Origin of the sequence: Pseudomonas sp. WS 5532 (genome assembly GCF_012985445.1) — a bacterium.
Classification (GTDB): domain Bacteria; phylum Pseudomonadota; class Gammaproteobacteria; order Pseudomonadales; family Pseudomonadaceae; genus Aquipseudomonas; species Aquipseudomonas edaphica.
Map to the genome: position 1 here is coordinate 213,330 of NZ_JAAQWK010000010.1, position 20,592 is coordinate 233,921.

Consider the following 20,592-nt stretch of genomic DNA (forward strand, 5'->3'; position numbering starts at 1 on the left):
GCGGTTTTTTTCCAGCCTGGGGGTGCGCTTTGCGCGAAATTGTCCTGATAAACATCACCGGCGAAGACCGCCCGGGTCTCACCGCAGCCATTACCGGTGTTCTGGCCCAGGGTGGTGTGAACATTCTCGACATCGGCCAAGCGGTGATCCACGACACGCTGTCGTTCGGCATCCTGGTGGAAATCCCCAGCACCGAGCAGGCCTCGTCGGTGCTCAAAGACATCCTGTTTACGGCGTATAAGCTTGATCAGCAGGTGCGTTTCACCCCGGTTTCCGAAGCCGATTACCAGCATTGGGTCGAAGGCCAGGGTAAAAAGCGCCACATCGTGACCCTGCTGACCCGCAAAGTAACCGCCGAACAATTGCAGCGTGTCAGCTCGATCACCGCTCAATATGGTTTGAATATCGATCACATCGACCGTCTGTCGGGTCGTATGCCGTTGGACACGCCGGCCGACAAAGGCAAGGGCTGCATCGAGTTCTCCGTGCGCGGCGAGCCGGCCGACCCGCAAGCCTTGCGCGCCGAATTCCTCAGCGTGGCCCAGGAACTGAATGTCGACATCGCCTTCCAGGAAGATTCGCTGTTCCGTCGTAACCGCCGCCTGGCGGTGTTCGATATGGATTCCACGCTGATCGAAGCCGAAGTCATCGACGAGCTGGCCAAGGCCGCGGGCGTGGGTGAGCAAGTGTCCGAAATCACCGAGCGCGCCATGGCCGGTGAACTGGATTTTCGCGCCAGCTTCAAGGAGCGCCTGGCGCTGCTCAAGGGCTTGGACGTAAGCGTGTTGGATTCGATCGGTGCTTCGCTGCGCCTGACCGAAGGCGCCGAAACCTTGTTTGCCGAACTCAAGCGCCTGGGCTACAAGACTGCAATTCTCTCGGGCGGTTTCACCTACTTCGCCAAGCAATTGCAGGCCAAGCTGGGCATTGACTATGTATTTGCCAACGAGCTGGAAGTGGTGGATGGCAAAGTGACCGGCGTGGCGGTCGAGCCGATTGTCGACGCACAGCGCAAGGCGGACTTGCTGAAGGAATTGGCCTACAAGGAAGGTTTGCGTCTGGAGCAGACCATTGCGGTCGGCGACGGCGCCAATGACTTGCCGATGCTGGCGATTGCCGGGTTGGGTGTGGCGTTCCGTGCCAAGCCGCTGGTCAAGCAATCGGCCAAGCAGGCGATTTCGACGCTGGGGCTGGATGGTGTGTTGTATCTGTTGGGCTTTCGCGATCGCGACGGGCAGCTGTAACCCGATCTAACTGCAAGATTGCAGTAACTGTGGGAGCCGGGCTTGCCCGCGATAGCGGTAGTTCAGTCATTGAAGTATTGACTGATACGCCGCTATCGCGGGCAAGCCCGGCTCCCACATTTGATTTGCATCAGCTTCAAATCAGGCTTTCGGCAGTGCGATACCCTGGCCCATCTGCACCGGCGTACCCGCCACCAACTCCTCTGCCCACTTCACCTGATCCGGCCCGAACAGCACGATGGCGGTCGAACCCAGCTTGAAGCGGCCCAGTTCAGCACCTTTCTCCAAGTGAATCGGCGCGCGTGCGGCTTCGTCGTAGCGGAAGGTTTTCAGCTCGCGTTTCGGCGGCGTGACCAGCCCGGCCCATACGGTTTCAATCGACGCCACAATCATCGCGCCCACCAACACCACAGCCATCGGGCCGCGTTCGGTGTCGAACAGGCAGACAACACGCTCGTTGCGCGCAAACAGTTCCGGCACGTTTTCGGCGGTGGTCTGGTTGACCGAGAAAATCCGGCCCGGCACGTAGACCATCTCACGCAGCGTACCGGCCAAAGGCATGTGTACGCGGTGGTAATCCTTCGGCGACAGGTAAATAGTGGCGAAATCACCGCCCATGAACGGTGCAGCCAACGCCGCATCACCACCGAGCAATTCCAGCACGCTAAAGCTATGGCCTTTGGCCTGGAACACACGACCGTGTTCAATCGGGCCAAGCTGGCTGACCGCGCCGTCGGCTGGGCTCAGCACCGCGCCTGGAGTTTCATCCAGCGGGCGGGCGCCGTCTTTCAGGGCGCGGGTAAAGAAGGCATTGAAGTGCTCGTAGGCGGTGAGGTCTTCGACCAGCGCCTGGGACATGTCCACTTGATAGCGCTTGGCGAACCACGCCGTGAAGGCATTCTTGAACCAGCGCACGCGGCACTCGGCAATGCAGCCGGCCAGGCGCGACAGCAAGTGGTGCGGCAGCAAGTACTGGCTGAGGATAAACAACTGCTTTTTCATAACTGTCCTTAAACCTTAAATCTCGACGGGGGTGTCGGGGTGGTTGCCCCATTCGCCCCAGGAACCGGCATAACCTTTGACTCGCGGATAACCGAGCGCCTTGGCCACCAGGTAGGTGAAGCCAGAGCGGTGGTGAGTCTGGCAGTGGGTGATGATTTCTTTGTCGCGGGTCAGCCCGAGGTCTTCGAGGATCTGCGGCATGTCGCGGCGGATACGCAGGTTGCGCGCCTTGTCCATACCGGCAGTCCATTCGAAGTTGACGGCGCCGGGGATGTGACCACCCTTGGCGGCGAGCACTTTCTCGCCGGAATATTCCAGCGGGCCGCGTGCGTCCCAGATCCCCAGGTCGGCGGCGCCGAGACGGCTTTGCAGGTATTCGCGGGTGGCGGTGGGGCCGTCGTGCAGCGTGAGGCTGACCGGGCCGCCAACCGGGGCGGGCACTTCGGTGGATACCGGGTGTTTTTCGTCCAGCCAGGCCAGCAGGCCGCCATCCAGGTAGTGGTACTTCTGGTGGCCGATCACGTCGAGCAACCAGATGAACCGCCCGGCCCAGCCGCCGCCTTCGTCGTCATAGACGACGTAAGTGGCGTCCGGGGTGTGGCCCAGTTCGCCGAACAGCTTTTCCAGGTCGGCCTTGTGCGGCAGCAAGCCGGGTGCTGGCGGCTGGCCCAGTTGGGTGCGCTTGGGGTCAACGAAATGCGCGCCGGGGATATGCCCTTCGGCGTAGCGGGCGGCACTGGTGAGGTCCACCAGAATCAAGTGTTCGGCATCCAGGCGACCAAGCAGGTCGCTGGACTCGATCACCAGCGGCAAGCCAGAGAAGTCAGGCATGTGAGGTCTCCTGGGCACAAATGTTGGTGATAAAAGAGGGCGATTGTAGCGCAAGCATCAGGCGCTGCGGTTGGTAAAGCTGTGCAGCGCTTTCTCGATGCATTGAGCGGTTTTGCCAAAAGCCTGCACGGTGGTTTCCGAGAACGGCCCGCCGCCCTGGTCGGCGACCATCAGCATCACCACGCGGCCATTGCAGCTCAGAGATCGTAGCAACAGGTGTTCACCGGTAAACCAGCGGCGCAGGATCGGCGGCAGCAGCGCAGAAAATTGCGCGTGATTGTCTGGCGTGAGGCGCACCTGGGCGGACTTTTCCAGCAAGCGTTGCAGCAGTGTGCTGTTGACGACGTCGAGGCTCAGGTTGGCAGCGTCCTTGGGCAAGCCATCGGCCTGATGCACACGCAAGGTACTCAGGGCGCGGTCGGCCATAAAGAGCAGCACCCGCTGCATGCCACTGGCGACCAAGGCTTCCTTGGCGCAGGTGGTCAAGTGCATGGCGTTGGCAAAGCGGCTCGGTTCGACCAGCAACTCGGTGCAGCGCTTGCGCCACACGGCCAGTGCTTCGGCAGTGGGCGGCGGTGCGGGCAGCAGGCCGCGATGGACCTTCTGCACATGCCACGGCCAGATCAGCGACAGCGCCGGGTGCCAGAGGTCCGGCATCAAGGTGGTGCGCGCGCTGGTGACCGCTTGTTGGTGAACCTGCTGCTGCACGTCACACAGCGGCGCTTGCAGGTACAGCGCGGTAAGGTATTGCCAGCGCTCGGTGTGCGGGCAGGTCCAGGATTCCTGGGCCGACATCGCCAGGCCGTTGGCCAGCAGCACGGTGTTGGCGGGTTGGTTCAACCAGCGCCGCAGGTTGGGTTCGGCATCGAGCAGTTGCTGCTGGCGCAGCGCGTCATCTTCGCGGGCGATGTGCAGCGCCTTGACCAGCAAGCGCTGCTCGGTCAGCAGCAGGTTGTAGCCCTGGGACACCCAGATCGGCAGGTGCCAGGCTTCGGTCAGGCCAAGGCACAAGTCGAGCAGGCGTACACCGAACAGTTCCTGCTCGACCTTGTGCGCCGACTGGCCTTTGTGGATGACCCGCAGTTCCCATTCTTCCAGGAGTTTTGGGTAGGCCACGGCCAGCGGCCACAGCGGCGACAGAAACAGCAGGCTGCCCCAATGGATGTCTTGCCACAGCCGCGCCAGGCGGCTGGCGAACAAACCGTTGGCTTGCTGTGAGGCGTGCTGGCTTATCAGCAGCAGTTGGCGCAAAGCCACCGGGATGTCTTTTTCCGGCACCGAGGGCAGGCGCGCGAGCAATTCTTCGGCGCGTTTGAGACCCAGGCGGTTCAGCGCCACTTCGAGGTTTTCCGCCGGCCCCGACAGGCTGCCGTGCGCCTGGCTGTTGGCCTCGCGCATCACACTGAGCACCAGTGCCGGGCTGTTTTGCATCAGCTCGGCAATATCTCGCAATGAACTGCGGCTGTCGCGGATGGCCTTGCACACGCGTTCGTGACTAGCCTGAGGAACAGGCAGCAGCACATCGTCCAGGCGCTTGATCCAAGCGGCGAGGGTGGTGGGTTTTGTATTTGGAACTGTCGTTTCGTTTGCCATGATTGGGGCGCGATCATCACTTGCGTTCTACACGCCCGGAACGGGCCGAATTGGCTTTTCGCCTTAACGGGCTATAGTCTGGCGCAGTTTTGCCGATAAGTAGAACAAGAGTTTTCTGCAGCACCCACTATGTCCATGAACCCGACGGCGCAAGTACCAATCTCCTATGGCTAAAATTATCGGCATCATCGTCGTCATCGCAAGTGTGCTCGGTGGGTACGTCCTGTCCCACGGTAAAATTGCCGCGCTGATCCAGCCCTTCGAAGTGCTGATCATCGGCGGCGCCGCGTTTGGTGCTTTCCTGCAGGCCAACCCCGGCTACATGACCATGCACGTGATCAAAAAGTCGCTGGGCATGTTCAGCTCACGCTTCTCTCACACGTTCTATCTTGAAGTGCTGGGGCTGATCTACGAGATCCTCAACAAGAGCCGCCGCGAAGGCATGATGGCCATCGAAGGCGACATCGAAGACGCTGCCGCCAGCCCGATTTTCGCCAAGTACCCGGCCGTGCTCAAAGATGAGCGCATGACCGCCTACATCTGTGACTACCTGCGCATCATGTCCTCCGGCAACATGGCCCCGCACGAGCTCGAAGGGCTGTTCGACATGGAGCTGTTCAGCCTGAAGGAAGAGCTGGAACATCCTTCCCACGCCGTGACCGGCGTCGCCGACGGCATGCCCGGTTTTGGTATCGTTGCGGCGGTACTCGGCATTGTGGTGACCATGGCATCCCTGGGTGAGGGCGACCAGAAGGCTATCGGCATGCACGTGGGCGCGGCCCTCGTCGGTACCTTCTTCGGTATCCTCGCGGCCTACGGTTTCTTCGGCCCACTGGCCACGTCCCTGGCCCACGATGCCAAGGAAGAAGTGAATTTGTACGAAGCGATCAAGGCCTGCCTGGTGGCTTCGGCGTCCGGCATGCCGCCATCGCTGGCGGTGGAGTTCGGGCGCAAGGTGCTGTACCCGAAACATCGCCCAAGTTTTGCCGAGCTGGAACAAGCGGTTCGCGGTCGCTAAGTCATGGAAAACAACCAGCCGATAATCATCAAGCGCGTCAAGCGCTTCGCTGCGGGGCACCATGGCGGCGCCTGGAAAATCGCCTTCGCCGACTTTGCCACGGCGATGATGGCGTTCTTCCTGGTGCTGTGGCTGATGTCGACCGCCACGCCCGAGCAGAAGATCGCCATTGCCGGTTACTTCAAAGACCCGATTGGTTTTTCGGAAAGCGGCACGCCCTTCGTGATCGACCTGGGCGGCTCACCGCAACTGGCGCCTGAGCGCACCATCAACCCCGAGGTCAAGACCGAGTCGCCGCAGGAAAACATCCCGATCGAGCGCGACACCGTCGAGAGCATGGCCGAGCAGGTCGAGAAAGAGCGCCTGGAGTTGTTGCTGCAGGAACTGCAGACCAAGGTCGAAGAAAACCCGCAGCTGCTGAAGTTCAAGGATCAGATTTCCTTCGAGATCACCCCCGAAGGCTTGCGCATCCAGATCACCGATGCGGCCAATCGGCCGATGTTCGACTCCGGCAGTGCGCGCTTGAAGCCGTACTTCGAAGATATCCTGCTGGCCATGGCCGACACCATCAAGGCGGTGCCGAACAAGATCAGCATCAGCGGTCATACCGACGCCAAGCCCTATGCGGGCCAAGGCGACTTCGGCAACTGGGAGCTTTCGGCCAACCGCGCCAATGCCGCCCGTCGTGCGCTGGTGGCGGGCAGCTATCCCGACCCGCAAGTGGCGCGCGTGGTGGGGTTTGCGTCCTCGCAGTTGTTTGACCCTAAAGACCCGTTCAACCCGATCAACCGCCGTATCGATATCGTGGTGCTGACTAAAAAAGCCCAGCGTGCGATTGAAGGTGATCAGCCGCCACCTGCGGCGCCGACCCAGGGCGAAGGCGCTCCGGGTGAAGTGCCGGCAGATCCGAATGCTATTCCGCCAGGGCAGGAGCCGCTGCCGGCCCATGAGCTGCGGCAGAAGCTGAACCTGTTTGATGACGGCGGGGTGAAAGACCCTACGGCGCCTGCGCCAACGCCGGGTTCGTAAGCGGTCTTTGTTGGTTGTAAATGAAAACGCCCCGACTATGTCGGGGCGTTTTCATTTGTGTTCAGAGAGGAAGGTAGGCTTTGACGCCGCTGATGACACCTCGCATGTCCTCCACGCACAGGCGCGGCACGAAGTACTCCCGGCCCTTGGAGCGAGTCTTTCTGTGCAGTTGTTAATGCCCCACAAAAAGCAAAGCCGCCCGAAGGCGGCTTCATTCGACGCGCAGTGGAGCTTGCTTCGCCCCTTCTGCGCCGCTGGATCAACCCCGAAAAGGATCCAGACTCCTGCCAGCTTTCGCTGGTGACGGAGCAATTATGCGCATCGAGAAATCCGAATACAAGCTGGCTTGTGCGTATGAGCCACCCAGTTGGTCCGGATTCTTGATGCCTGCTCCTATTAAATCAATGGACTAGGGGCTTCAGTACACTGGTTTATGTGTATCAAGAAGTGGATCGTTAGTAGCTGCTCTCCGGCAAGCTCGCAATAATCGACCGATAGCTGTTCATTCGCTGCTGCTGCACGCGCCCATCTTCCAGGGCCTTGAGCAACGCACAGCCCGGCTCGCGGTCGTGTTTGCAGTCGCGGAAGCGGCAGGTGCCGATCAGGTCGTTGAACTCGATGAAGCCCGCTTCCACATCGCTGCGGCTGACGTGGCCGAGGCCGAATTCACGGATGCCTGGGGAGTCGATCAACTCACCGCCGCCGGGGAAGTGGAACAACCGCGCGGTGGTGGTGGTGTGGGTACCCTGGCCGGACAGTTCCGACAGCGGGCCGACACGGGTGTCGACTTCCGGCAGCAGGCTGTTGACCAGCGATGACTTGCCCACGCCAGACTGGCCGACGAACACACTGATGCGCCCGTCCAACTGCTGTTGCAGTTGTTCCATGCCATTGCCGTGATGCGCCGACACTTCCAGCACCGGGTAACCCAGGGTGCGGTAGACCGCCAGCAACGCATTGAGCGCCGGGGCGTTCTGTTCGTCGATCAGGTCGAATTTGTTCAGCAGCAGCAGCGGGCGAATGCCGGCGTGCTCGGCTGCGACCAGGTAGCGGTCGATCAAATTGGCATGCGGCTCGGGCAGCGGTGCGAACACGATCACGATCATGTCGACGTTGGCCGCCACCGGCTTGAGCTGGCCACGGCTGTCGGGGCGGCGCAGTTCGGTGGTGCGCGGCAACTGGGCGACGATCACGCCGATGCCCTGGTTGCCGGCACGCCACACGACCTTGTCGCCGGTGACCAGCGCAGGCAGGTTGGCGCGCAAGTGGCAGCGCGACACCGAACCTGCGAGTTCGCCTTCGAGCGCCTCGACTTCGACCTGCACGCCGAAGTGCGCGATCACCAGGCCCGTTTGTTCAGGGCCCAGGTCGCCGCCCTCGAGCGCTTCCACGGCGGAGGATTCACGTTTGGCGGCGCGAGCGGCGCGTTCGCCTTGAATCTTTTCGATGCGCCAGTTTTGGCGGCGATTGAGCTGGCGTTTGGCCATTGGTGTTCCGTGTCGATAATGCAAAGGTTGGGTAAAACGGTCGCGAGTCTAGCACGCCCCCGCCTGCTAAACTGCGCAGCTAAGCCAAGGGCCAAGAGAATCAAGCCATGCAAAACCCACAGAACCTGATTTGGATCGATCTGGAAATGACCGGTCTGAACCCCGACACCGACGTCATCATCGAGATGGCGACCATTGTCACCGACAGCAACCTCAACACCTTGGCCGAAGGTCCGGTGATCGCTATCCACCACAGCGACGCCGTACTGGCCACCATGGACGAGTGGAACACCCGCACCCACGGCAACTCCGGCCTGACCCAGCGCGTGCGCGACAGCCGCATCAGCATGCGCGACGCCGAAGCTGAAACCATCGCTTTCCTGGAAAAGTGGGTGCCCAAGGGCAAGTCGCCGATCTGCGGCAACAGCATCTGCCAGGATCGTCGCTTCCTTTATACGCACATGAAGGGGCTGGAAAGCTACTTCCACTATCGCAACCTGGACGTGTCCACGCTCAAAGAGCTGGCGGCGCGCTGGGCGCCGGAGGTCAAGGACAGCTTCCATAAGGGCAGCACGCATTTGGCGCTGGATGACATTCGCGAGTCGATCGCCGAGCTGCAGCATTACCGCAAGCATTTCATCAAGGCTTGAATCTGTGGCGCCTGCTCTGGCCCCATTGCAGCATTGGTGTCTACGCAGCCGGTTGAAACAAAGTCTGTGGTAAGTGGGCTGTTGTGGCGAGCAGGCTTGCCACAGGGAAATCTGGATGCCTTCAAGTTGTGTAGATACCAGGCCCCATCGCAGGCAAGCCAGCTCCCACTCTTTGACTTGTGAACACATTCAAATGTGGGAGCTGGCTTGCCTGCGATGCTGTCGACACGGTCTTTCGCCATGCGCCCCCTTTTGGTGCCATCACCCAATGATTAGAATGCGCGCCTATTCGCAAGGATCGCCATCATGCTGTTGATGCTCTACCTCGTCGCCATCACCGCCGAAGCCATGACCGGCGCGCTGTCTGCCGGGCGCCGTGGCATGGACTGGTTTGGCGTGGTGCTGATCGCCTGCGTCACCGCGCTGGGCGGCGGTTCGGTGCGCGATGTACTGTTGGGGCATTACCCGCTGACGTGGGTCAAACACCCGGAATACCTGGTGCTGACCTCGATCGCCGCGCTGGTGACGATCTTTATTGCACCGCTGATGCGCCGTCTGCGCTCGCTGTTCCTGGCGCTGGACGCCTTGGGCCTGGTGGCGTTTACCCTGATCGGCTGCATGACTGCTTTGGAAATGGGTCACGGCATGCTGGTGGCTTCAGTCAGCGGCGTGATCACGGGCGTATTCGGCGGCATCCTGCGCGATATCTTCTGTAACGACATCCCGCTGATCTTTCGCCGTGAGCTGTACGCCAGCGTGTCGTTTCTCGCCGCCTGGTTCTACATGCTGTGCCTGTATCTGCAACTGCCCAGCGAGCAGGCGATTCTGCTGACTTTGTTCAGCGGCTTTTTATTGCGGCTGCTGGCGATACGTTTTCACTGGGAAATGCCCAAGTTCGTCTACAACGACGACGTGCACTAGCGCGTAGCGTGCTGGTTCAGCGCCCATTCCACATGTTCGCGCACCAGTTCGGACGGATAATCGCGACGTGCTTTCAAGGCTTCGAGTACCGGAATGCTTGACGGCGCGTTGCCCAGGCCCACTGCCAGGTTGCGCAGCCAGCGCTCATACCCGGCACGACGCAGGGGCGAGCCTTCTGTGTTGCTGAGGAATTTATCCTCGTCCCACATAAACAATTCGGCCAGTTCTGCGTTATCCAGATTGTGCCGTGGCTTGAAATCGCTTTCGGCCGTGGATCGGGCGAAACGATTCCACGGGCAAACGATCTGACAGTCATCGCAGCCGAACACTCGATTGCCGATCAGTGGGCGCAGGTCCTCGGGGATCGCACTCTTGAGCTCGATGGTCAGGTAGGAAATGCAGCGCCGCGCGTCGAGCACATAAGGGCCGACGAAGGCATTGGTGGGGCAGATATCCAGGCATGCGGTGCAGCGGCCGCAATGCTCGGTGACGTGAGGCGCGTCCACGGGCAACGGCAAATCGACAAACAGTTCGCTTAAAAAGAAATAGCTGCCGGCCTTGCGATTGAGTACCAGGGTGTTTTTGCCGATCCAGCCGAGGCCAGCTTGTTCGGCAATGGCTTTTTCCAAAACGGGCGCGCTGTCGACAAAGGCGCGAAAGCCGAACGGGCCGATCTGTGCCTGGATACGGTCGGCCAGTTGTTGCACGCGCTTGCGGATCAGCTTGTGGTAATCGCGGCCCAAGGCGTAACGGGAGATGTAGGCTTTTTCTGGCTTGGCCAGCAACTGCGCCATTTGCGTGTCGCCTGGCAGATAATCCATGCGCAGCGAAACTACACGCAGCGTGCCCGGCACCAGTTCATCGGGGTGCGAGCGTTTGCTGCCATGGGCGCCCATGTATTCCATCTCGCCGTGGTAGCCCGCGTCGAGCCAGCGTTGCAGGTGCTGCTCATGCTCGGCCAGGTCCAGGCCGCTGATGCCGACTTGTTGAAAGCCCAGCTCGCGGCCCCAGTCTTTGATCGATTGGGCGAGGGCGGGCAGATCGGAAGTAATTGCAGGCATGAGACACGGGAAACCACAGGTTAGATGCGTATAATTCTGCCAGACATCGGAGCTTGAAGACGCATGCCGCAGACAAAACACACAATTACCGACGTACAGCCGCTGTTGCACGGCCATTTGCCGCAACTGGCTGCACGTTCCCCGGACGCCCATAAAGGCCAGTTCGGTCACCTGCTGGTCATCGGCGGCGACCATGGCTTTGGCGGTGCCGGGCTGCTCAGCGCCGAAAGCGCCTTGCGCAGTGGCGCAGGCATGGTTTCGTTGGCGACTCGCCCGGAACACGTGCCAGCCGCACTCACACGCTTGCCGGAGGTGATGACCGTCGGCGTCAGTTCGGCCAATCAGTTGATGGGGCTGCTGGAAAAAATCTCGGTGATTGTTATCGGCCCCGGCCTGGGCGCAGCGTCCTGGGGCAAATGCCTGTTGTCGGTTGCCGCCAACGCCCAGCAGCCGCAAGTTTGGGATGCTGACGCCTTGAACCAGTTGGCCGCAGGCGGTGTAAGCCTGCCGGCCAGCAGCGTGATCACGCCGCATCCCGGCGAGGCGGCGCGGTTGATGGGCATCACGACAGCCGCGGTTCAGGCCGATCGCCTTAACGTGGCGCGCGCGTTAAGCCAGAAATTCAATGCAGTGGCTATCCTCAAGGGTGCTGGCAGTTTGATTGCCAGCCCGGACGGCCGTGTTTCGCGCTGTGACCAAGGTCACCCGGCGATGGCGACGGCCGGTTTGGGTGATGTGCTGAGCGGCTTGGTGGGTGCATTGCTGGCCCAGGGCATGCCCGCCTATGAGGCAAGTTGCCTGGCTGTGTGGTTGCACGCCACGGCGGGGGATCGCCAAGGCACTTATGGTCGCGGCCTGGCCGCCAGCGACCTGATACCTGCCATTCGTCAATTGCTGGAGGAGCAGTCGCCGTGCCTGAAGTAAGCCTTTTTCTGGCTGATGAAGACGCCATGGTTGCGTTGGGTCAGCGTATTGCACAGGTTACGGCCGGCGCAGGACTGATATTCCTTGAAGGGAACCTGGGCGCGGGCAAAACCACGCTGTCGCGAGGGATAATTCGTGGGTTGGGCCACACGGGCGCGGTAAAAAGCCCGACGTTCACCTTGGTCGAACCCTACGAGATCGGTGCAGTTCGCGCCTTCCATTTCGACCTGTATCGGCTGGTCGACCCCGAAGAACTGGAGTACATGGGTATCCGTGATTACTTCGATGAAGACGCACTGTGCTTGATCGAGTGGCCAGATAAAGGCACAGGCTTTTTGCCAAAGCCGGACCTGACCATTACCATTACGCCGCATGAGCATGGACGTCAGCTGAAGTTGTTGCCCCAGAGTGCGCGCGGCCAGTCTTGGTGCGCGGCCCTGGCATTGGAATTCAAATAAAATTGGTGGGGTTAGGTATGCGCTTTCGCGCGATGGTTGCTGTCGTAGGGGTGTTGCTTGCGGCAATGACTTTCAATGCTCTGGCTGCTTCACAGGTGAAAAGTGTTCGCCTGTGGCGAGCGCCGGATAACACGCGACTGGTGTTCGACCTGTCTGGCCCGGTCCAGCACAGCGTCTTTACCCTGACGGCGCCCGATCGCCTGGTGATCGACATCAACGGCGCCACCCTCGGCGCGCCGCTGAAAGTCTCAACCGCCAATACCCCGATCACCGCGATGCGCTCGGCCCAGCGCACGCCGACGGACCTGCGTGTGGTCATCGACCTGAAAAAGGCCGTGACCCCGAAAAGCTTTGTGCTGGCGCCTAATGCCCAATACGGCAATCGGTTGGTGGTCGACCTGTTCGACAACGCCGCCGACGCTGCACCGCCGCCTGCGCCAACCCCAAGCGTTGCGACTGTTCCGGCCGTGCCGGTCAACCCGTCGCAGCCGCAGGTCAAGTTGCCGCCGCCACCACCTGCGCCTGCGGGCAAGCGCGACATTATTGTGGTGATCGACGCCGGCCACGGCGGGGAAGACCCGGGCGCCTCCGGCTCGCGCGGCCAGCATGAAAAAGATGTGGTACTGGCCATCGCCCGTGAACTGCAGCGCCAGGTTAATGGCATGAAAGGCTATCGCGCCGAGCTGACCCGTACCGGCGACTACTTCATCCCGCTGCGTGGCCGTACCGAAATCGCCCGCAAGAAGGGTGCAGACCTGTTTGTGTCGATCCATGCCGACGCCGCGCCATCAACCGCTGCCTTCGGTGCCTCGGTATTTGCCTTGTCGGATCGTGGCGCCACGTCCGAGACCGCACGCTGGCTGGCCGACAGTGAAAACCGTTCCGACCTGATCGGCGGGGCCGGCAACGTGTCCCTCGACGACAAGGACAAAATGCTCGCCGGTGTACTGCTCGACCTGTCGATGACCGCTTCGCTGACGTCCAGCTTGAACGTCGGCCAAAAAGTCCTCAGCAATATTGGCCGCGTGACGTCCCTGCACAAACAGCGCGTGGAGCAGGCTGGGTTTATGGTGTTGAAGTCGCCGGATATCCCGTCGATCCTGGTGGAAACCGGGTTTATCTCCAACTCCAACGAAGCCTCGAAGCTGGCCAGCGCCAATCACCAGCAGGCGCTGGCGCGTTCGATCAGCGCGGGTATTCGCCAGTTCTTCCAGCAGAACCCGCCGCCGGGTACCTACATTGCCTGGCTGCGTGATTCCGGCAAAATCGCCCAAGGCCCGCGTGACCATCGCGTGCAACCCGGCGACACGCTGGCCATGCTGGCCGTGCGTTTCCAGGTATCTGCCGCGACCTTGCGCAGCGCCAACAACCTGAAGACCGATGAATTGAAAGTCGGTCAGGTGTTGACCATCCCTGGCACTGAATTGGCGGCGCAGTAATGAGCGACTCCTTATTGAACAGTGGCTCGCGCATTGAACTGCTCAGCCCGCGCCTCGCCAACCAGATTGCTGCGGGTGAGGTGGTTGAGCGCCCGGCGTCGGTGATCAAGGAATTGCTGGAAAACAGTATCGACTCCGGTGCCAAGCGCATTGATGTCGATGTGGAGCAGGGCGGCGTCAAGCTGCTGCGGGTTCGCGACGACGGCAGCGGGATTTCCTCGGATGACCTGCCGCTGGCCCTGGCTCGTCACGCCACCAGCAAGATTCGCGACCTTGAAGACCTTGAGCGGGTAATGAGCCTGGGTTTTCGCGGTGAGGCATTGGCCTCTATCAGCTCCGTAGCACGCCTGACCCTGACTTCGCGCACCCGCAGCGCCGAGCAAGCCTGGCAGGTGGAAACCGAAGGCCGTGACATGGCGCCTCGTGTGCAGCCGGCCGCGCACCCGGTGGGGACGTCGGTTGAAGTTCGCGACCTGTTTTTCAACACGCCCGCGCGACGCAAGTTCCTCAAGGCTGAAAAAACCGAATTCGATCACCTGCAAGAAGTCATCAAGCGCCTGGCGTTGGCGCGTTTTGATGTGGCGTTCCATTTACGCCACAACGGCAAAACCATCCTCAGCCTGCACGAAGCCCATGACGACGCCGCGCGCGCTCGGCGGGTCTCGGCGATCTGCGGCGCAGGCTTCCTTGAGCAGGCGCTGCCGATTGAAATCGAGCGCAATGGCTTGCGCCTGTGGGGCTGGGTCGGTTTGCCGACCTTCTCCCGCAGCCAGGCGGATTTGCAGTATTTCTTTGTGAATGGCCGTGCGGTACGCGACAAACTGGTGGCCCACGCGGTGCGCCAGGCGTATCGCGATGTGCTGTTCAACGGGCGGCACCCGACGTTTGTGCTGTTCTTTGAAGTCGACCCGTCGGTGGTCGACGTCAACGTGCACCCGACCAAGCACGAAGTGCGCTTCCGTGACGGGCGCATGGTGCATGACTTCCTCTACGGCACGTTGCACCGCGCCTTGGGCGATGTGCGCCCGGATGATCAGTTGTCAGCGCCGATTGTGACGGCGGCGGTAAGGCCGAGCGGTCCGGAGGCTGGCGAGTTCGGGCCTCAGGGCGAAATGAGCCTGGCGGCCAACCTGCTGCAATCGCCGCAGCCGCAGCCTTCCTACACCGCGCCAGGGTCCGGTGCGGGCGCGGGTTATCAGTACCAATACACGCCACGCCCGCAGTCGACTGTGCCGGTAGCCGAGGCCCAGGCGGCCTATCGCGAATTTTTTGCACCGCTGCCGGGGGCCGAGCCGGGCGCTGTGGCATTGCCTGAGGGCGGCGGTGATATTCCGCCTTTGGGTTATGCGCTGGCGCAGCTCAAGGGCATTTATATCCTGTCCGAAAACGCCCACGGCCTGGTACTGGTGGACATGCATGCCGCCCACGAACGGATCATGTACGAGCGCTTGAAGATCGCCATGGCCAGTGAAGGTCTGAGCGGCCAGCCGTTGTTGGTGCCGGAATCCCTGGCGGTGAGCCAGCGTGAAGCCGATTGCGCCGAGGAGCACCACGGCGTGTTCCAGAAGCTGGGCTTCGAACTGCAACGCCTGGGTCCGGAAACCCTGGCTATTCGCCAGATTCCCGCCTTGCTCAAGCAAGCCGAAGCCAACCGCCTGGTCGCCGACGTGCTGGCCGACCTGATGGAATACGGCACCAGCGATCGCATCCAGGCACATATCAACGAACTGCTCGGTACCATGGCCTGCCACGGTGCAATCCGCGCCAACCGCCGCCTGGCGTTGCCGGAAATGAACGGTTTGCTGCGCGACATGGAAAACACCGAGCGCAGCGGGCAATGCAACCATGGCCGACCGACCTGGACCCAAATGGGCCTGGACGACTTGGACAAACTGTTCTTGCGCGGCCGTTGATGAGTGCCTTGCCCCCCGCCATCTTCCTGATGGGCCCTACGGCCGCCGGCAAGACCGACCTGGCCATCGAGCTGACCAAAGTGCTGCCTTGCGAGCTGATCAGCGTCGACTCTGCCCTGGTTTACCGGGACATGGACATCGGCACGGCCAAGCCTTCAAAAGAACTGTTGGCACAGTATCCGCACCGGTTGATTGACATCATCGACCCGGCCGAGAGCTATTCCGCCGCCGATTTCCGTGCCGATGCCCTGGCCGCCATGGCCGAGATCACCGCGCGGGGCAATATTCCGCTGCTGGTGGGCGGTACGATGCTCTATTACAAGGCTTTGCAGGAAGGCTTGGCGGATATGCCTGCGGCCGACGCCCAGGTGCGTGGCGAAATTGAAGAAGAGGCTGCACGCCTTGGCTGGCAAGCCCTGCACGACCAGTTGGCGGCAGTCGACCCGGTTTCCGCTGCGCGCATTCACCCCAATGACCCCCAGCGCCTCAGTCGCGCCCTGGAAGTCTGGCGGGTGAGCGGCCAGACCATGACTGAACACAGGCTGAAACAAACTGCGCAAAGTGCTGATGCAGGCGCATCTGGACAGTCACAATTGCCCTATACTGTGGCGAATCTGGCCATTGCTCCGGCAAATCGCCAGGTGTTGCATGAACGAATTGCACAAAGATTCACAATTATGTTGGAACAGGGGTTTGTGGACGAGGTCGTAGCACTGCGTTCCAGAGGTGACCTGCATGCCGGGTTGCCTTCGATACGTGCTGTAGGCTACCGCCAAGTCTGGGAACACCTGGATGGCAAGCTGACGTCAGCCGAAATGCAGGAGCGCGGCATCATTGCCACGCGCCAATTGGCGAAGCGCCAGTTCACCTGGCTGCGCAGCTGGAGCGAGTTGCACTGGTTGGACAGCCTGGACAGCGACAATCTGTCACGCGCCTTGAAATACTTGGGATCGGTCTCCATATTGAGCTGAGTCCTTGCAATTGCCGTCTATCCTTGGGGGTGTGACGGCCATAAGCTATCTATTTTCCGAATTTTATTATTGATCCTTAAAGGAGTGCGGCACATGTCAAAAGGGCATTCGCTACAAGACCCTTACTTGAATACTTTACGTAAAGAGAAAGTTGGGGTTTCCATCTACCTGGTTAACGGTATCAAGCTGCAAGGCACGATCGAGTCGTTCGACCAGTTCGTGATCCTGCTGAAAAACACCGTCAGCCAGATGGTTTACAAGCACGCTATCTCGACAGTCGTTCCAGTTCGTCCAATCCGTCTGCCTAGCGCAGCAGGTGATGAACAGGGTGACGCTGAGCCAGGTAACGCCTGATAGGAGTCTCCTTTGTTCTTTGAGCGCCACGGTGGTGGTGAGCGAGTAATCCTCGTTCACTTGGATGGACAGGACCCTGAGGCGCGCGAAGATCCGCAGGAGTTTCAGGAGTTGGCAAATTCGGCCGGCGCCGAGACCGTTGCGTTTTTTAACGTACCGCGTCATCGGCCAACCGCCAAATACCTGATAGGCAGCGGCAAGGTCGAGGAGCTGCGCGACCTGGTTCACGCCGAAGAAGCCGATCTGGTGATCTTCAATCACACCCTCACGCCCAGTCAGGAACGTAACCTCGAACGTGTTTTCGAGTGTCGCGTGATCGACCGCACCGGTCTGATTCTCGATATTTTCGCCCAGCGCGCCCGTACCCATGAAGGCAAGCTCCAGGTAGAACTGGCCCAGCTTGACCACATGAGCACCCGGTTGGTACGCGGCTGGACTCACCTTGAACGCCAGGGTGGTGGCATCGGCATGCGCGGCCCGGGTGAAACCCAGCTGGAAACCGACCGCCGTCTGCTGCGGGTGCGCCTGCGCCAGATCAAGGGCCGCCTGGAAAAAGTACGCAGCCAGCGCGAACAATCACGCCGTGGCCGCTCGCGTGCGGATATCCCTACCGTGTCCCTGGTGGGCTATACCAACGCCGGCAAATCCACGCTGTTCAACAACGTGACGAAATCGGACGTTTACGCGGCCGACCAACTGTTCGCCACCCTTGACCCGACCTTGCGCCGTTTGGATATCGACGACCTGGGGCCGATTGTCCTGGCCGACACAGTAGGTTTCATTCGTCATTTGCCCCACAAGCTGGTCGAGGCATTTCGGTCTACGCTCGAAGAGTCGAGCAATTCCGACCTGCTGTTGCACGTGATCGATGCGGCCGAACCGGATCGCATGTTGCAGATCGAGCAAGTGATGGTGGTGCTGGGCGAGATTGGTGCACAAGACTTGCCGATCCTCGAGGTCTATAACAAACTCGATTTGCTTGAGGGCGTTGAGCCGCAAATCCAGCGCGATGAAGACGGCAAGCCCCAGCGGGTATGGCTGTCGGCGCGCGATGGCAGTGGTCTGGAGTTGCTTGAACAAGCGATTGCCGAACTGCTGGGCAGCGATTTGTTTGTCGGCACCTTGCGCTTGCCGCAACGTTTTGCTCGACTGCGTGCACAGTTTTTCGAACTGGGCGCCGTACAGAAAGAAGAATACGACGAAGAAGGTGTCAGCTTGCTGGCCGTTCGATTGCCGCGCTCGGAGCTGAATCGGCTGGTCAGCCGTGAAGGTGTGGTACCGACAGAGTTCATCGAACAACACACTTTGCAATAAAAGCCTCCGAAAGCGGTTGTGCCGCAGTAGCAGGCATTCTGTAGCATTGGTCGGCGCGCCGTGGGTGCGTCTTTGCTTTATCAGATGGAGAGCGCTATGGCTTGGAATGAGCCGGGTGGCAACTCGAATAATCAGGATCCTTGGGGTGGTAAACGCCGCAATAATGGCGACCGCAAGGGGCCACCAGATCTCGACGAGGCCTTCCGAAAGCTGCAGGAAAGCCTGAATGGGTTGTTCGGTGGTGGAAAAAAACGTGGTGGTGGTGACGACGGCGGTCGCACAAGCAAGGGCGGCGGCTATGGCCTGCTGGGCCTCGGGCTTGTCGTGCTCGCAGCCGTGTGGCTGTACAGCGCCGTGTACGTGGTGGACGAGCAGGAGCAGGCTGTTGTGCTGCGCTTCGGCAAGTACTACGAGACTGTCGGGCCAGGCCTGAACATCTATTTCCCGCCGATCGACAAGAAGTACATGGAGAACGTCACGCGTGAGCGTGCCTACACCAAGCAGGGCCAGATGCTGACCGAAGACGAGAACATCGTCGAAGTGCCACTGACCGTGCAGTACAAGATCAGCAACCTGCAGGACTTCGTGCTGAACGTTGATCAGCCGGAAATCAGCCTGCAACACGCAACCGAAAGTGCCCTGCGCCATGTGGTGGGTTCCACCGCCATGGACCAGGTGCTGACCGAAGGTCGTGAATTGATGGCCAGCGAGATCAAGGAGCGCCTGCAGCGGTTCCTCGATACCTACCGCACCGGCATCACCGTCACTCAGGTGAACGTACAGAGCGCAGCTGCACCGCGCGAAGTGCAGGAAGCCTTTGATGACGTGATCCGCGCCCGTGAAGACGAGCAGCGTTCGCGCAACCAGGCTGAAACCTACGCCAACGGTGTCGTACCGGAAGCCCGTGGTCAGGCCCAGCGTATCCTTGAAGATGCCAACGGTTACCGCGACGAAGTGGTCTCCCGCGCCAAGGGTGAGGCGGATCGCTTCACCAAACTGGTTGCCGAGTACCGCAAGGCTCCGGAAGTCACGCGTGAGCGTCTGTACCTGGACACCATGCAGGAAGTTTTCAGCAACACCAGCAAGGTTCTCGTGACCGGCAGCAAAGGTGGGCAGAACAACCTGCTGTACCTGCCGCTGGACAAGATGATCGAAGGTGGTCGTAGCGGCACCAGCGCACCGTCCAGCAGCTCGAATGCCGCTGCCAACGAAGCGAGCGCCCGTGCGGCCGCTGACTTGCTGCAACAGCAAACACGTACCAGGGAGAGTCGTTGATGAGCAATAAATCGCTGACCGCCCTGATTGTGGGCGTCGTCGTGGTCATCGCTGCCTGGAACTGCTTCTACATCGTGTCTCAGACCGAGCGCGCGGTGTTGCTGCAATTCGGTCGTGTGGTGCAGGCGGATGTCCAGCCGGGCCTGCATGTGAAAGTCCCCTACGTGAACCAGGTGCGCAAGTTCGACGGCCGCCTGATGACCCTGGATGCACCGACACAACGCTTCCTCACCCTGGAAAAGAAAGCCGTGATGGTTGACGCCTACGCCAAGTGGCGCGTCAAGGATGCCGAGCGCTTCTACACCGCGACCTCCGGCCTCAAGCAGATTGCCGACGAGCGTTTGTCGCGCCGTCTGGAATCGGGCCTGCGTGACCAGTTTGGTAAACGCACCCTGCACGAGGTGGTATCCGGTGAACGTGATGCGCTGATGGCTGACATCACCCGTTCGCTGAACACGATGGCAGAAAAAGAGTTGGGCATTGAAGTGGTTGATGTCCGGGTCAAGGCTATCGACCTGCCGAAGGAAGTGAACCGCAGCGTGTTCGAGCGTATGAGCACCGAGCGTGAGCGTGAAGCCCGTGAGCACCGCGCCAAAGGTAACGAGTTGGCTGAAGGTATCCGTGCGGATGCCGACCGTCAGCGCCGTGTACTGCTGGCAGAGGCTTATCGCGAGTCTGAAGAGGCTCGTGGTGACGGCGACGCTCAAGCTGCGGCGATCTACGCCAAGGCTTACGGCCAGGACCAGGAGTTCTACGCGTTCTACCGTAGCCTGCGTGCCTACCGTGAAAGCTTCGCGAACAAAACCGACGTCATGGTGCTGGACCCAAGCAGCGACTTCTTCCGCTACCTGGAAAAGTCCAAGTAACCAAGCCTGTGACCTTAGGGCGCACTCCGTCGGGCGGCTAAAATGCCTGGCGGGGTGATCCTTTCAGAAAACGGGTGTATGATGCGGCAGCCGGGAAATTCCCGGCTTTTTTGCGTCTGCATGTTTGATTCGGCAGGCGCCACAGGTTTTTCGAGGAAAGTGCCCGACGAGGCCGCTGGCAGGCCGTTCGTCACGTCGCTCTTGCGCGTGGATTATGCAAAGCGTGGGTATTTTCTGCTTCA

Annotated in this window: 19 protein-coding genes; 14 read left to right on the forward strand and 5 right to left on the reverse strand. The window is 60.6% G+C overall.

Annotated elements, in window-relative coordinates; genetic code table 11:
• The first annotated feature begins 29 nt into the window (after positions 1 to 29).
• A complete protein-coding gene (gene serB / locus HBO23_RS18825; RefSeq protein WP_170039113.1) occupies positions 30 to 1,244 on the forward strand; it encodes a phosphoserine phosphatase SerB in 1,215 nt (404 codons plus the stop codon).
• A 141-nt stretch (positions 1,245 to 1,385) separates the two neighbouring features.
• Here the strand turns inward: serB and asd are convergent, their stop codons facing one another.
• Genes asd through HBO23_RS18840 form a run of 3 tightly spaced genes read right to left on the reverse strand, consistent with a single transcriptional unit; the run spans position 1,386 to position 4,670 of the window.
• Complete coding sequence (asd, locus tag HBO23_RS18830) at positions 1,386 to 2,246, reverse strand: archaetidylserine decarboxylase (RefSeq protein WP_017138475.1); 861 nt, start codon at positions 2,244 to 2,246, stop codon at positions 1,386 to 1,388.
• Positions 2,247 to 2,261: 15 nt separating this feature from the next.
• Positions 2,262 to 3,077 (reverse strand): thiosulfate sulfurtransferase, encoded by an 816-nt coding sequence (gene rhdA / locus HBO23_RS18835; protein ID WP_099548090.1) that lies wholly within the window; start codon positions 3,075 to 3,077, stop codon positions 2,262 to 2,264.
• A gap of 57 nt (positions 3,078 to 3,134) precedes the next feature.
• The gene (locus HBO23_RS18840) at positions 3,135 to 4,670 is read right to left on the reverse strand and encodes an HDOD domain-containing protein (RefSeq protein ID WP_017138473.1); all 1,536 of its coding nucleotides are present in this window, start codon (positions 4,668 to 4,670) and stop codon (positions 3,135 to 3,137) included.
• A gap of 166 nt (positions 4,671 to 4,836) precedes the next feature.
• Between HBO23_RS18840 and motA the strand changes: the two genes are divergently transcribed.
• The gene (gene motA, locus HBO23_RS18845; RefSeq protein ID WP_017138472.1) at positions 4,837 to 5,688 is read left to right on the forward strand and encodes a flagellar motor stator protein MotA; all 852 of its coding nucleotides are present in this window, start codon (positions 4,837 to 4,839) and stop codon (positions 5,686 to 5,688) included.
• A gap of 3 nt (positions 5,689 to 5,691) precedes the next feature.
• The gene (gene motB, locus HBO23_RS18850) at positions 5,692 to 6,717 is read left to right on the forward strand and encodes a flagellar motor protein MotB (protein ID WP_017138471.1); all 1,026 of its coding nucleotides are present in this window, start codon (positions 5,692 to 5,694) and stop codon (positions 6,715 to 6,717) included.
• A 455-nt stretch (positions 6,718 to 7,172) separates the two neighbouring features.
• Here the strand turns inward: motB and rsgA are convergent, their stop codons facing one another.
• Positions 7,173 to 8,204, reverse strand: a complete 1,032-nt coding sequence (gene rsgA, locus HBO23_RS18855) for a small ribosomal subunit biogenesis GTPase RsgA (RefSeq protein WP_003171340.1) — start codon at positions 8,202 to 8,204, stop codon at positions 7,173 to 7,175.
• 107 nt (positions 8,205 to 8,311) lie between these two features.
• On the opposite strand from rsgA, the gene orn reads away from it, so the two are divergent.
• Both orn and HBO23_RS18865 read left to right on the forward strand, forming a co-directional pair.
• Positions 8,312 to 8,854: an oligoribonuclease gene (orn, locus tag HBO23_RS18860; protein WP_056860533.1), complete on the forward strand. Its 543-nt coding sequence runs from the start codon at positions 8,312 to 8,314 to the stop codon at positions 8,852 to 8,854.
• A 303-nt stretch (positions 8,855 to 9,157) separates the two neighbouring features.
• Positions 9,158 to 9,775 carry a trimeric intracellular cation channel family protein gene (locus HBO23_RS18865; protein WP_170039141.1) on the forward strand — a complete coding sequence of 206 codons (618 nt, stop codon included), beginning with the start codon at positions 9,158 to 9,160 and terminating at the stop codon, positions 9,773 to 9,775.
• Here HBO23_RS18865 and queG read toward each other — a convergent pair.
• On the reverse strand, positions 9,772 to 10,836 hold the full coding sequence (queG, locus tag HBO23_RS18870; RefSeq protein WP_017138468.1) for a tRNA epoxyqueuosine(34) reductase QueG: 1,065 nt from the start codon (positions 10,834 to 10,836) through the stop codon (positions 9,772 to 9,774). The two genes, HBO23_RS18865 and queG, sit on opposite strands and share 4 nt — an antisense overlap.
• A 63-nt stretch (positions 10,837 to 10,899) precedes the next feature.
• On the opposite strand from queG, the gene HBO23_RS18875 reads away from it, so the two are divergent.
• The 9 genes from HBO23_RS18875 to hflC all read left to right on the forward strand — a co-directional run bounded on the left by HBO23_RS18875 (position 10,900) and on the right by hflC (position 20,350).
• Complete coding sequence (locus tag HBO23_RS18875; RefSeq protein WP_170039115.1) at positions 10,900 to 11,760, forward strand: NAD(P)H-hydrate dehydratase; 861 nt, start codon at positions 10,900 to 10,902, stop codon at positions 11,758 to 11,760.
• On the forward strand, positions 11,748 to 12,218 hold the full coding sequence (gene tsaE, locus HBO23_RS18880) for a tRNA (adenosine(37)-N6)-threonylcarbamoyltransferase complex ATPase subunit type 1 TsaE (RefSeq protein ID WP_170039124.1): 471 nt from the start codon (positions 11,748 to 11,750) through the stop codon (positions 12,216 to 12,218). The genes HBO23_RS18875 and tsaE overlap by 13 nt, the downstream gene beginning before the upstream one ends.
• Positions 12,219 to 12,235: 17 nt before the next feature.
• The gene (locus HBO23_RS18885; protein ID WP_017138465.1) at positions 12,236 to 13,657 is read left to right on the forward strand and encodes an N-acetylmuramoyl-L-alanine amidase; all 1,422 of its coding nucleotides are present in this window, start codon (positions 12,236 to 12,238) and stop codon (positions 13,655 to 13,657) included.
• Between the two features lie 14 nt (positions 13,658 to 13,671).
• Positions 13,672 to 15,570 carry a DNA mismatch repair endonuclease MutL gene (mutL, locus tag HBO23_RS18890; RefSeq protein ID WP_170039143.1) on the forward strand — a complete coding sequence of 633 codons (1,899 nt, stop codon included), beginning with the start codon at positions 13,672 to 13,674 and terminating at the stop codon, positions 15,568 to 15,570.
• A complete protein-coding gene (gene miaA, locus HBO23_RS18895; protein ID WP_099548094.1) occupies positions 15,570 to 16,541 on the forward strand; it encodes a tRNA (adenosine(37)-N6)-dimethylallyltransferase MiaA in 972 nt (323 codons plus the stop codon). The genes mutL and miaA overlap by 1 nt, the downstream gene beginning before the upstream one ends.
• 93 nt (positions 16,542 to 16,634) lie before the next feature.
• Positions 16,635 to 16,895, forward strand: a complete 261-nt coding sequence (gene hfq, locus HBO23_RS18900; protein WP_003188059.1) for an RNA chaperone Hfq — start codon at positions 16,635 to 16,637, stop codon at positions 16,893 to 16,895.
• Between the two features lie 12 nt (positions 16,896 to 16,907).
• Positions 16,908 to 18,209, forward strand: a complete 1,302-nt coding sequence (gene hflX, locus HBO23_RS18905) for a ribosome rescue GTPase HflX (RefSeq protein WP_017138462.1) — start codon at positions 16,908 to 16,910, stop codon at positions 18,207 to 18,209.
• Between the two features lie 96 nt (positions 18,210 to 18,305).
• On the forward strand, positions 18,306 to 19,484 hold the full coding sequence (gene hflK / locus HBO23_RS18910) for an FtsH protease activity modulator HflK (protein WP_017138461.1): 1,179 nt from the start codon (positions 18,306 to 18,308) through the stop codon (positions 19,482 to 19,484).
• Complete coding sequence (gene hflC, locus HBO23_RS18915; protein WP_017138460.1) at positions 19,484 to 20,350, forward strand: protease modulator HflC; 867 nt, start codon at positions 19,484 to 19,486, stop codon at positions 20,348 to 20,350. Before hflK ends, hflC begins: the two co-directional genes overlap by 1 nt.
• The last annotated feature ends 242 nt before the right edge of the window (positions 20,351 to 20,592 follow it).